Annotated in this window: 9 protein-coding genes; 5 read left to right on the plus strand and 4 right to left on the minus strand. The window is 49.5% G+C overall.

Translation table 11 applies throughout. The annotated features are described in order from the left end of the window. Window positions 1-139 precede the first annotated feature (139 nt). Complete coding sequence (gene fdhF, locus KQJ19_RS18775) at window positions 140-2,287, minus strand: formate dehydrogenase subunit alpha (RefSeq protein ID WP_216403975.1); 2,148 nt, start codon at window positions 2,285-2,287, stop codon at window positions 140-142. Window positions 2,288-2,575: 288 nt separating this feature from the next. On the opposite strand from fdhF, the gene KQJ19_RS18780 reads away from it, so the two are divergent. Further along, window positions 2,576-3,307 carry a response regulator transcription factor gene (locus tag KQJ19_RS18780; protein ID WP_019077857.1) on the plus strand — a complete coding sequence of 244 codons (732 nt, stop codon included), beginning with the start codon at window positions 2,576-2,578 and terminating at the stop codon, window positions 3,305-3,307. 14 nt (window positions 3,308-3,321) lie between these two features. Here KQJ19_RS18780 and KQJ19_RS18785 read toward each other — a convergent pair whose 3' ends face one another. From KQJ19_RS18785 to KQJ19_RS18795, 3 genes are read right to left on the minus strand one after another with little or no spacing between them, the layout of a single operon-like run. Then, window positions 3,322-4,326: a carbohydrate kinase family protein gene (locus KQJ19_RS18785; protein ID WP_087121875.1), complete on the minus strand. Its 1,005-nt coding sequence runs from the start codon at window positions 4,324-4,326 to the stop codon at window positions 3,322-3,324. After that, window positions 4,323-5,183, minus strand: a complete 861-nt coding sequence (locus KQJ19_RS18790; protein WP_016155383.1) for a ketose 1,6-bisphosphate aldolase — start codon at window positions 5,181-5,183, stop codon at window positions 4,323-4,325. Before KQJ19_RS18790 ends, KQJ19_RS18785 begins: the two co-directional genes overlap by 4 nt. A gap of 14 nt (window positions 5,184-5,197) precedes the next feature. Further along, on the minus strand, window positions 5,198-5,881 hold the full coding sequence (locus KQJ19_RS18795) for a D-lyxose/D-mannose family sugar isomerase (RefSeq protein WP_216403976.1): 684 nt from the start codon (window positions 5,879-5,881) through the stop codon (window positions 5,198-5,200). 549 nt (window positions 5,882-6,430) lie between these two features. Here KQJ19_RS18795 and vgrG point away from each other — a divergent pair. From vgrG to KQJ19_RS18815, 4 genes are all read left to right on the plus strand, one after another. Then, window positions 6,431-8,971, plus strand: coding sequence for a type VI secretion system Vgr family protein (vgrG, locus tag KQJ19_RS18800; protein WP_216403977.1), 2,541 nt, complete (start codon window positions 6,431-6,433; stop codon window positions 8,969-8,971). Further along, window positions 8,964-11,060, plus strand: coding sequence for a DUF3274 domain-containing protein (locus tag KQJ19_RS18805; protein ID WP_216403978.1), 2,097 nt, complete (start codon window positions 8,964-8,966; stop codon window positions 11,058-11,060). Before vgrG ends, KQJ19_RS18805 begins: the two co-directional genes overlap by 8 nt. Before the next feature lie 9 nt (window positions 11,061-11,069). Next, entirely contained in the window at window positions 11,070-11,846 is a 777-nt protein-coding gene (locus tag KQJ19_RS18810) for a hypothetical protein (RefSeq protein ID WP_216403979.1), read from the plus strand. 46 nt (window positions 11,847-11,892) lie between these two features. Beyond that, window positions 11,893-12,602 (plus strand): hypothetical protein (locus KQJ19_RS18815; protein WP_216403980.1); only part of this gene is annotated, 710 nt, incomplete at its 3' end.

Raw genomic sequence — 12,602 nt, forward strand, 5'->3', positions numbered from 1 at the left:
TGTCATAAAGAACATCAATGCAATGAGTTGTTTCATTTTGAGTTTTATTTAGGGTACGGAATGAACAGTATAAAGAGATCGTATGGATAAAAAAACAGCCTCCGGGCGGAGGCTGTTGCAGAACAGTTACGTAAACGGACTAACCCATCGCGCTTTCGCGCAGGCTGGCTTTCAGCTTGGTGTACTCATCAATGACATACTGCTCGGCAGCGCGCTGATCGGCAATGCGTTCAACGTTAACGGCACAGTACTTGTACTCCGGCGTTTTGGTAATCGGGCTTAAGTTCTCGGTTACCAGCTCATTACATGCGCCAATCCACCACTGGTAGGTCATGTAAATCGCGCCTTTGTTTGGACGATCGCTGACTGCTGCACGGGTAATGACCCGGCCTTTACGCGAGTTAACCCACACCAGCTCTTCATCCTGGATGCCCAGGCGTTCTGCGTCGGCGGTGTTGATCTGGGCATAGCCCGGTTCATCCGCCAGCGCGGCCAGCGCCGCACAGTTACCGGTCATTGAACGGCAAGAGTAGTGGCCGACTTCACGCACCGTAGACAGCACCATCGGGTACTCCTCAGTGAGTTTGTCGATTGGCGCTACCCAGTCGCAGGTAAAGAACTGCGCCATGCCGTTCGGGGTATCGAACTTCTCTTTGAAGAGATAAGACGTACCCTGGTCGGTTTCTGAGGTGTCGCGGCAAGGCCACTGGATATAGCCCAGTTCGCCCATTTTCTCGTAAGTGGCACCGTAGAAATCCGGGCACAGATGACGCAACTCATCCCAGATTTCCTGGGTGTTGTTGTAGTGCATCGGGTAGCCCATACGGGTGGCGATTTCACTGATAATCTGCCAGTCCGTTTTCAGATCCCACTTCGGCTCAACGGCTTTAAAGAAGCGCTGGAAGCCACGGTCAGCCGCGGAGAAGACGCCTTCATGCTCGCCCCATGACGTAGACGGTAAAATAACGTCTGCGGCAGCGGCAGTTTTGGTCATGAAGATATCCTGCACGATGACCAGTTCCAGATCCTCAAAGCCTTTGCGCACTGCGGAGAGTTCAGCATCGGTCTGTAATGGATCTTCACCCATAATGTATGCCGCGCGGACTTCGCCATGCGCCGCACGGTGCGGCAGTTCACTGATACGATAGCCGGTATGTGCAGGCAGACTTTCCACGCCCCAGGCTTTAGCGAACTTCTCGCGGTTAGCCGGATCTTTCACATACTGATAGCCCGGATAGGTATCCGGTAGCGCGCCCATGTCGCATGCGCCCTGAACGTTGTTCTGGCCACGAACCGGGTTAACGCCCACGCTTGGCTTACCGAGGTTGCCGGTCAGCATTGCGAGGCTGGTCAGTGAACGCACGGTTTCCACACCCTGATAGAACTGGGTAACACCCATGCCCCACAGGATGGCCGCGCTTTTTGCCGTGGCGTACATACGAGCAGCCTGACGAATATCCTGTGCGCTAACGCCAGTGATATCTTCGACGGACTCCGGCGTGTAGCCTTCGACAATCTTGCTGTACTCTTCGAATCCTTCTGTACGGGAGGCGACGAACGCCTGGTCGTACAGTTTTTCTTCGATGATGACATGACCCATAGCGTTGAGCAGCGCGATGTTCGAGCCGTTTTTCAACGCGATGTGCATATCGGCAATACGCGCGGTTTCAATTTTGCGCGGATCGCAGACGATAATTTTCGCCCCGTTACGTTTAGCATTAATCACGTGATTCGCCACGATCGGGTGGGAATCCGCCGGGTTGTACCCGAAGATGAACACTAAATCTGTGTTATCAATTTCATTGATAGCATTACTCATTGCGCCGTTACCGACCGATTGGTGCAGACCTGCAACCGAAGGGCCGTGTCAGACGCGAGCGCAGCAGTCAACGTTATTGGTACCAATAACGGCGCGCGCGAATTTTTGCATTACATAGTTGGTTTCGTTACCCGTACCGCGAGATGAACCGGTCGTCTGAATAGCGTCCGGGCCATACTTCGCTTTGATGGCGCTCAGACGAGTGGCGACGTAATCAAGCGCTTCATCCCAGGAAACGGATTCCAGTTTGCCGCCACGCTGGCGACGGATCATTGGGGTTTTCAGACGAGGGGTCAGGATCTGGGTATCATTGATAAAATCCCAGCCATAGTAGCCCTTCAGACACAAGGTACCCTGGTTGGTTTTCCCCTGCGCCGCTTCAGCCCGGACGATTTTGCCGTTATCGACCACCAGGTTGATTTTGCAACCTGATGCGCAATATGGGCAAACCGTGACGACTTTTTTCATCGGTCTCGCTCCAGTTAATCAAATCACGCATACGCGCTTGTCGCTTGAGTTATGCATCTTTTATGCCATGTTTTTATCAGGGGCATTAGTCGATATTACGGGCGAATTTTGCGCAAAACCCTGACGAAAAACAGGCTGTCGTCATATTTGACGTGACGAATCTCTAATACGTGACGGCCCGGCAGTGTGACCGAGGTTATGTTTCCCACACATCCTTGTGCCTTATCGCTGTCACTCTGTGCAGAATCAATCACACTCATTTAAGTTGGCCAGAAATGGGGAAAAACAATGAAGCCAGCCATACTGGTTGTGGATGATGACATCGCTGTCTGCACGCTTTTACAGGATGTGCTGAGCGAACACGTCTTTGCAGTGACCGCATGTCACACCGGGCAGGAGGCGCTGCGCTGCATTGAGACTCAGCCGGAAATCGCTCTGGTATTGCTGGACATGATGTTGCCTGATATTAACGGTCTGATGGTGCTGCAGCAGGTGCAAAAGATGAGACCCGGATTACCGGTGGTGATGCTGACCGGGCTTGGCAGCGAGTCGGATGTGGTTGTCGGGTTGGAAATGGGCGCTGACGACTACATCGGTAAACCGTTCAATGCGCGGGTGCTGGTGGCGCGGGTAAAGGCGGTACTCAGACGCGTCGGCGTGTTAACGGCAGAAAGCGGCAGCCCGCAAACCACGGGGCTTTCTTTTAACGGTTGGCATCTCGATACCGCCGGTTGCCAGTTACATAATCCTCAGCAACTGAAGGTGGAGTTGACGCAGGGGGAATACAGCCTGCTGCTGGCGCTGGCCCAAAACGCCCGCCGGGTACTTAGCCGAGAACAGTTGCTGGAACTGACGCGTAGCGACAGCGTTGAGGTGTTTGACCGCACCATTGACGTGCTAATCATGCGGTTACGGCGAAAAATAGAGAACAACCCGCATCAGCCGATGCTGATCAAAACCCTGCGCGGACTGGGCTATGTGTTTGCCGCCGACGTTCAGCATCATGATAAGGCGGCGTAAACGTCTTATCCGGCCTACAAGGACGCTATGTCGGCTTTTAACTCTGCCAACGTTTTCGCGCCGTCTATCGCGTTGGCGCACAGCAAACTGGCTCGTGCGCAGGCGTGTGCCAGCCTGACGCTGTCCGTCAGCGACCAGCGTTCATGACAGCCATACAAAAATCCGGCGCAAAACGCATCTCCCGCCCCGACGCTGCCAACGATCTCCTCCGGCGCCAGGTACTGTGACGGGATCCAGACGCCCGGCAGATCCGGCGCTTCACCCCAGGCGCCTTCCGGACAGTGGATAACCACCCGCTGGCGAACGCCCGCATTCAGCAGTTCGCGCGCAGCGGTGGCGATGTGCGCAATATGCAGCTCCCCGTTGGGCTGGCGGATCTCCAGCCCGCTGAATTCCCCGGCTTCCAGCTCGTTAATTACCAGATAGTCGAGATGGCGCAGGGCTGGCATCACTAACGGCTGATAGCGTGGGTCGCCCTTGCGTGAAACCAGATCCAGTGATGTTTCAAAGCCGTTGTCGCGCATTTGCGCCAGCAGCCGTGCGCTACGCGTGCCGTACTCCTCATCCGGCATGTCCAGACTGTCGAGCAGCAGCAGATAGCCAAGATGGAAGATTTTCATCGAGGTATCCAGTTGCTCAAAAGCGGGCAGATCCAGCAGCCGGTTGGCGCCGGGCGAGTGGAAAAAGGTGCGCTGACCGCTGGGATCGGTCATCACCTGTGACATCGACGTGGGGGCGAAAGTCGTGCGCTGCACATGTTGGCGATTAACATGATACTGCTCCAGCATCGCCATGATGTAGTCGCCGTCGCTATCCTGACCGATTAACCCCACCGCCTGCAGCGGCAGTCCGGTGTGCATTTTCGCCAGCGTCAGCAGCACGTTCAGCGGCGCACCGCCCGTGGCGCGTTCGCTACGGATGATTTCCGCCAGCCAGCCGCGTTCCGGCCACTGCACAATTTGATGCACATGATCGACCAGCATGTTGCCTGCGGCGATAACGCCTCTGCGTTCCATCAGACCCGTCCCGCGCTGCCAAAAATACGCATCTGTTCTGAAACGGTATCGGTAATGGCCTCTTCAATGGCGAGCAGCAGTTCGGCGAATTCGTCGTACAGGGGCTGACGATTCGCTATTCTTGTCTCTACCGCTGACAGCGCCGCCTGCGACATGCCGGTATAGAAGTTGATTTTGTGAATGCCGAGTTCAATTGCGCGCTTGAAATCGTCGTTGCTGATGCCGGAACCGCCGTGCAGTACCAGTGGGATCGCCGCCTGCTGGCGAAGGGCGTCCAGACGTGGAAAGTCGAGCACCGGTTCGCCTTTATATTTGCCGTGTGCATTACCAATGGCGACCGCCAGCGCGTCAATCCCGGTTCTGTCGACGAAATCACGCGCCATCATCGGGTCGGTAAATAGCGACTCGTCGGCATGACCATACAACGCGCCGCCCTCATCGCCTCCCACCGCGCCCAGTTCGGCTTCCACCGATACGCCGACGGCGTGACACATCTTCACCACTTCGCGGGTTTGACGAATATTTTCTTCATACTCCAGCGTGGAGCCATCAAACATCACTGAACTGAAACCTAAGCGCAGTGCCCTAACCACCGACTCAAAGTGCAGGCCGTGGTCAAGGTTCAGCACTACCGGAATGTCATGCCGCGCGGCTTCGAACTTGACCGCTTCGACCAGAGAATCCAACGAGATATATTTAAAATGCACCTCGGCGATGTTGATGATAAACGGCGAACGTTCCTGCTTTGCCGCGGCAAACAGCGCGCGCAGGAAGTGTGAGTCCAGAACGTTAAACGCCCCTAAGGCATAGCGGTGCTCGCGGGCATGGGCAAGGCCATCGGCTAGAGATATCAACGGCATAATGCGCTCCTTGGTTAGCGGAACAGGCGATACTCATTACACAGCACCAGCTGCGCCAGTTCGTCTTCTTCAATGTCGTTATAGCGGGCGATCGGTTGCAGAAAGTGGTTATCGTGGTCGTCGTCATTAACAGAAGAAACCTCGCCGACCAGCACGTCGCCAAAACCTTCTTCCGCCCAGAAGCTGTGATACAGGCCCGGTGGCAGGCAGATGCTTTCACCCGGCGTCAGGCGCAGTTGACTGCCTGCCGCATGGGTTTGCCGACAGCCGTCAATCACCACGCTCACGTCGCTGTCCTCCGTTTGTTCTCGGATCCCCGCATTCCACAGTTCCACAATTAAATTACCGCCGCCGCGATTGATAATGTCTTCGCGTTTACGCCAGTGAAAATGCATCGGCGTGACCTGCGCATCGCGAACATGCATGATTTTCTCGGCGTAGCATTTCTCGTAAGGCATTCCTTTCGGCGAGCCATTACGCAGGGTAAACAGCGTTAACCCTTGCGCGGCGAAATTGTTGCCACCAAACGCGGTGACATCCCAACCGAGCTTAAGGTCGAAAACTTCTCTCCAGGCGGCGGGATCAAGCTTGCGCCATTGGGTCGGCGGGAAACTGGCGAAAGGGGGGAGATGCACGTCGTGCTGAGAGAAAAACTGGCGCGTGTGGCCAAGGATTTCGTTTATTGCTGAGCGTTTCATTGATTCTCCTGTGGCTGATAAGATGACCTTTATGCGGCCCTCTCTCAAAGAAGAGGGAGAAAATCAAAAGCTTTCCCATGGATAAAATGGACACAATCCGGTTACCTCTCCCTCACAGCAGAATAGGGAATAGTTATATTTTATTGTGTTTTTCTATGTGGTGATGTGATTCATTCAATAAAATGATAAATAAAAAGAGCATTTTCACAAATGTTATTATAAATCATTATCTTAATATGTTTGTTTTTTTAGTCGAATCTCAGTTTTCTGCAGTCATTGGGATGTGCGCGCTGGCGTGTTGCCTCGCGATTAAAAATGAATAATACATAATATAAATAATCTTATTAAAATCTGCTGCTATTGAATATAAAATATCGTTAGTTAACCGATCGTTTATATATCATAAGTGTACTACGTACTTTGCTAATAACTATTTGTTTAGTTTTAAAATATTTTTTTAGTAAAAAATAACCTTCTTAGTAGTCTTGTTGGTATGCTGATTAAACTTTATTCTTTATGTATTACTGTCTTTCTGCAAGGGATGCGATAATGAAAAAAGGTTCTGGCTTCTATAATCTTGAAGGTATGATTTCAGATGATAGTATAAATAAATACTTATTAACCATCAGAGGGTCGGTAAATTTAGGTGTACTTGATGTTGAATCAATTGACGGAAAGGAAAGTCTAAGCAAACCATATAGTTATAAAATAACATTCACTTCAAAACGTAAAGATATCCCTCCAGAATCTCTTCTTAATATTGAAGCTATGCTACAAATTAGAGCCCCTAATAATAAATGGAGTAAATATGTTCAGGGTTCTGCAATGTGGATCAATGAACGGCAAATAGAAGGGGTTATTACATCATGTTCACTTATTAGCACTTCAGCGGATGAATCACTGTACGAAATCAGGCTGGAGCATAAGCTTGCATTACTCTCACGACGCAGGCGATCGGCTATTTACCTGAATATTAACGTTCCGAAACTGGTAACGCAGATCCTCAAAGAGCATTTTTTTGCTGATTATGAAATCGACTTTGATAAGCTTCTTTGTACCTATCCTGACCGGGAAATGATCGTACAGTGGGAGGAATCAGATTTAGCGTTTGTCAGCCGCATCCTGTCAGAAGTTGGGATCTGGTTCAGGATTGAAAATCATCATGCGGTTTCGCACATTATGGTGCTTATCTTTAGTGATTCCCAAAGCCGGTACATCTTCGATCAAAAGATTATGCATGCATCTCATGCGGGTCTGACAGCAAATGATTACGCGATCGATAAGCTGGTATCAAAGCACAACCTTGTCTCCGCAGCCGTTAAAGCAAAGAACTTTGACTACCGGCTTGCCAACTCGCTAATACTCAATGCTGATGCCGATGGGGCTGAACAAACATCGACGACGTATGGAGTGGATTATCGTTATGCGGATATTCACCACCAGCCGGGATCGAAATTTGCAGAGGAACAACCGGGCGAATCCAGCTGGTTCTACGCCAAACTGCATCACGAAATTATTCTTAATAATCAATCTGTTTTAAGCGGGGTGACCACCAGCCCGTCGATCGCGCCAGGTATGGTGCTTGAAATCGACGGTACTATTCCGCAAGCGTTTACTTCAGGATTTGTGGTAACGGCAATGCGGGTGACGGGGAGGCGTGATGCCGCCCTTCAATCCCAACTGATCGGTATTCCTTACAGTGAGCGCGTTTGCTTTCGGTCGCAGCCACTACCCCGACCGCGTATCGTGGGTACGGTTCCCGCAATTGTTTCCTCCCGAATAGACAATGACAAATATGCCCATATTGATGTGCAGGGGCGCTATTGGGTGAAGTTTGATTTTGACCTCGACCAACATAAGCAAGGCTATGAAAGTATGCCCGTCCGTCTGGCACGGATTTATGCCGGTGATACTTATGGTCATCACTTCCCGCTCATTCAGGGGGCGGAAGTTGCCATTGCGTTTGAAGGTGGTGATCCGGAAAGGCCTTTCATTGCCCATGCGCTGCATCATGCTCCAAAGCCTGACCTCATCACCAGCCGTAACAATACCCGCAACGTAATCCGTACTGCGGGCCACAATAAGCTGCGGATGGAGGACCGACGCGGACAGGAACACGTCAAGTTAAGTACCGAATACGCTAAAACCCAGCTGAACATGGGCCACCTTGTTGATGCTGGTGGTAAGCCGCGCGGTGAAGGCGCAGAACTGCGCACCGATGAGCGGGGGGTGTTGAGAGCCGCAAAGGGAATATTGCTGACGACAGAGGCGCAGCCAAAAGCCCAGGGCAAGCAGCTCGATATGAACGCAGTTGTTCAACAGCTACAGGCTGCGCTTGTACTGGCAACCTCTCTTCAGCAGAGCGCCCTGACGGCGCAAGCGTTAAACGTCGAAATGGGGCAACAGCAGCAGCTTAACGCCGCACTTGAACAGCTCACTCAGCCGGGGCTGGTGGCCTATGCCGATCAAGGTATGGCTCTGCTCACACCAGAAACCATGGCGCTGTCGGCAAACAAAGATCTGTCGCTGAATGCGGCCAATAACGGCAGTTTTAATGTTTTTAAAAAACTCTCCATGGCTGTCGGACAGGGTTTATCGCTTTTCAGCAGAGCGATCGGGATCAAAATTATTGCCGCAAAAGATGATATTTCCGTCCAGGCGCAGCGTGGTGAAATGGGCCTGCTTTCCGATCAGCATTTTCATATTCAAAGTATGAACGGCAATGTGACCATCAGCGCCAAAAAGAATATTCAGTTGCTGTGCGGGGGTGGCGGTATCCGAATAAATGAAGATGGCTCAGTAAAAATATTTTCTCCCGCTAAAGTGCAGTTGAAAGGCACCACTCTTGACTGGAGTGGGCCGGAATCCGTTAAAGATAAATCCCCCGTTTTTCAGGAAGACCAGTTTCACCGCCGCATTAAATTACATGGTTATGGGAATACGGACGATGTTCTGAAAAAGACAAAATTCAGACTGACTAAGGCCTCCGGTGAAATCATTGAAGGTGTTACCGACGATGAAGGCATGACGCCGTTACTGGATATGACGGAAATGGATGAAATGAAAATGGAGATTTTGCCAAATGAGTAACAGTCCCTTTAATCCGCGAGTCGTGGCGACGGGGGTACAAGGCGTGCCTAAATCCACCGGCGGAAAAATGGCAGTCTGCGAAGTGGCGGTTAAAAACCCTATGCCCTGTATTGTGATCCTTGTTCATGGTGTTAACGATGTGGGCGAGGCGTATCAAAATCAGGAGCAGGGGATCATTGCCGGCCTGAATGAACGTATGGGCCGTACGGATATGTATCCGCATGAATGGCACCAGTTCAAAATGGATATGGGCGATGGCGAACAGCAGCAGGTGAAAATGCCTGGGCGCAGTCCGGTGATCCCATTTTACTGGGGATATAAACCTGTTGATCATGCAACGTATATCGAGGACCAGCGGCGTTATCGTGATGAGCTGGCTAAATCAGGCAGCGCCGCAAAGCTGCCTTACAATGCCTACCAGGAAGATGACGCCACGAAGCTGGCAAAGTTAGGACACATTCCTCAAACCACGTTGAAATATCAGAATGATAATTTCGGTAATGTTCTCGACGATGTGTATGCCAAAGGCGGTGGTACCTTTGCGAATGCGACAACCACTATTCCGGATATGTTAGGCCCGGGCTCCGGCGGCCTGACGAATGGCGCTGCAGGATTTGCTTCATTTCATATGAATGGTGGGGATTTTACGCATCCTATTTATGATAACCCTCACCGTATTTATCAGTTTTTTGCCGCGCAGCGGCTGGCCGATTTAATCCTGATGATTCGAAGAGAACCGGCAACCCAATTCGATCCTATCAATATTGTTGCGCACTCCCAGGGAACGATCATTACCATGCTTGCCAATATGCTGGTTAAATCGGCAGGGGCGGACCCCGTTGATTGCGTTATTCTTAATCACTCCCCCTATGCGCTTGAAAATACGTTTGCCGAGAGTGCGACCCCCGGACATCACCAGACGGATCGCGCCCGTCAGCAGACGTTTAAAAATTTCTGTCATTTGATGGCGACAAACGATAAATATGGCAAAGGAGAATACCACACCGGAGCGGAAATTGATGATATAGAAGGCGCAACATGTCTGAGTAAAACCCATTCTCAATGGCGCAAGAATAAGCTCTATACCCGCAATAACTTCGGCAAGGTGTATAACTATTTTTGCCCCAATGACAGTGTTGTCTCATTACTTAACGTGCAGGGTTTTGGCTGGCGAGGCATACCTCACGACATTGCGAGTGGCATAGAGAATTTGCGCCAGCGTGTTTTCTGCGAAAATGGCCCCGATATAGGTTGTAGCCCCCAAAGCGTGCCTTTTGAAATGCCGACGTTAAAAAAGGGAAGTTTTAATCAGGATACGGGTTTTACTAAACAATATACGTTTTCCGATGTTGTGATTAATGGTGAACAACTTCCCGTTACTTTTAAGCATCAACTACAGGGGGGTGAGAGCAAGTATAAATATTCGTTAGAGCCTGATTCCCCCGATCAGGTCATCTCATTTTCTGCAAAAGCCACTACTATTTCCCGTACTGAGACAGATATTAAAAATCTCAGCGGCGCAGGTTTCGATTTTTTACAGCCAGGTCGGGAATTAACACCAGCAGAACTCACAATGTTCAGCAATAAATATGGTAAGCGTTATACCAAAGGCGCTGTCCTTGGAGGGGGATACAATAAAACCGTACAGCTGATTTATGAAAAAACGGCGGATGAACTGAAAAAAGAATGGATGCACTCAGACCCTGTTGGTTACAGCCAGCATTCCTCTATTGTCATGTCAAAAGATGCCCCAGCGAAAGCAATGGCCTTCGATCTGGCGGTGGGGATATGCAGGGCATTTGATTACGAAAATGGTGAGTTCTGGGTGAAACTACTTCGCCGTGGGGACTGGCGTATGAAGAAGAATGGTTTCCTGGATGCAGTTAATTATTATAATACTGGAAAGTTGAGCGAAGACCGTACAAAAGATTTTATGAATAAACTCGATGACATCTTGCCCAAGGGGGTATTTGGTGTTGTTAACGAGTTCTGTCATTCAACTACAGTTAAACCTGCCAGGCATAATGAAATATACAATACGGAGATTTCTAATCTGCAATGGGATATGCCTAAGCCAATTAACGTATAAGGATAATTTATGAAACTGGAGATTTTTTTAAAGATAATAATTGGTGCGTTCTTGCTATGCGCTGTCACTGCCTGTACAAAATCACCTTCACAGGTAATTTATCGCTATGATGATAACCGTTATCTTGAATTGAAAGGTTTTAATTGTGAGGGGGCGCTTTGGTATCATGATACCAAAAGGAATATACATAAGGAGTTAGTCAATGGTGTTTATTCTACATATCAGATCTTTACCGGAGTTTATATTCACCCATCGGATAAGTATATCTTGATACCAAGATGGGAACCGAGTGCATATAAAATATCCAAAGACTATGGGCAAACATGGCAGGTGGCATCTTATATGTCCCCATTTCAGGGGCAAGAGAGAAATTCAGAGGGGAATATGGTCGACAGACCGGAGGGAAAAGAAATAAAAAGAGTGGTGGTGGTTAATAATCAGGCATTTATTACCACTTCGCTGAATCATTTGTATATGAGTTCATACCCTTTTGAGGATCCGCGTCTAAAACCCGGCGGACCGGGTATTGATTATAAATTCTTTGATGACACGTATTATCTCTACAGGCCAGGTAAACATAAATCCAAGGGTAAGTATGTAGACGCTCATATGAGACCTGAATCTCCAGGTGCGGCCTGGGGGACGGTCGTTTTTATGAAAGCTGCTTTAGCCCATTTAACGGAGGGTTATAAGGCAAATTATCAAAACCTGCCCGACAAAGAACCGGAGGTGGTGGGCTATAAGGGATGGACCCGGATGCGCTGTGACCTGGATGCGGGAAAATAATCTGCAATGGGATATGCCTGAGTCGCTTAACGTTTAAGGATAAATGATGACACTGAGAAGTATGTTAAAAATAATAATCGGAGTAATCTCGCTATGCGCCGTCTCTGCCTGTACAAAATCACCCTCACAGATTATTTATCGGTTTGATGATAATCGTTATCTGGAGCTGATCGGATATGATTGTGAAGGATATGTTGTTTATCATGATATAAAAAGAAATATTCATAAGTCAATTTATAGCAACCCGATATACATGGTATTTACGGGAGAATATATTCATCCTTCAGAACAGTATGTTCTGGTGCCTGAATGGGAACCTGGGGCATATAAAATATCTAAAGACTATGGGCAAACATGGCAGGTCGCATCTTATATGTCCCCATTTCAGGGGCAAGAGAGAAATTCAGAGGGGAATATGGTCGACAGACCGGAAGGAAAAGAAATCAAAAGAGTGGTGGTGGTTAATAATCAGGCATTTATTACCACTTCGCAGAATCATTTGTATATGAGCTCATACCCTTTTGACGATCCGCGTCTAAAACCCGGCGGGCCGGGTATAGATTATAAATACTTTGATGACACGTATTATCTCTATAAACCAGGCAAACATAAATCCAATGGCGAGTATGTGGACGGTCATACCAGTCCTGAGTTTCCTGGACGAGCCTGGGGGACGGTCGTTTTTATGAAAGCTGCTTTAGCCCATTTAACGGAGGGTTATAAGGCAAATTATCAAAACCTGCCCGACAAAGAACC

This window comes from Citrobacter sp. S46_ASV_140 (genome assembly GCF_018919545.1).
GTDB lineage: Bacteria > Pseudomonadota > Gammaproteobacteria > Enterobacterales > Enterobacteriaceae > Citrobacter > Citrobacter braakii.

What these genes read in the sequence shown, in the direction of transcription:
- KQJ19_RS18810 (WP_216403979.1), top strand. Translation starts at nt 11,070, where the DNA reads ATGAAACTGGAGATTTTTTTAAAGATAATAATTGGTGCGTTCTTGCTA.
- KQJ19_RS18805 (WP_216403978.1), top strand. Translation starts at nt 8,964, where the DNA reads ATGAGTAACAGTCCCTTTAATCCGCGAGTCGTGGCGACGGGGGTACAA.
- vgrG (WP_216403977.1), top strand. Translation starts at nt 6,431, where the DNA reads ATGAAAAAAGGTTCTGGCTTCTATAATCTTGAAGGTATGATTTCAGAT.
- KQJ19_RS18795 (WP_216403976.1), bottom strand. Translation starts at nt 5,881, where the DNA reads ATGAAACGCTCAGCAATAAACGAAATCCTTGGCCACACGCGCCAGTTT.
- KQJ19_RS18790 (WP_016155383.1), bottom strand. Translation starts at nt 5,183, where the DNA reads ATGCCGTTGATATCTCTAGCCGATGGCCTTGCCCATGCCCGCGAGCAC.
- KQJ19_RS18780 (WP_019077857.1), top strand. Translation starts at nt 2,576, where the DNA reads ATGAAGCCAGCCATACTGGTTGTGGATGATGACATCGCTGTCTGCACG.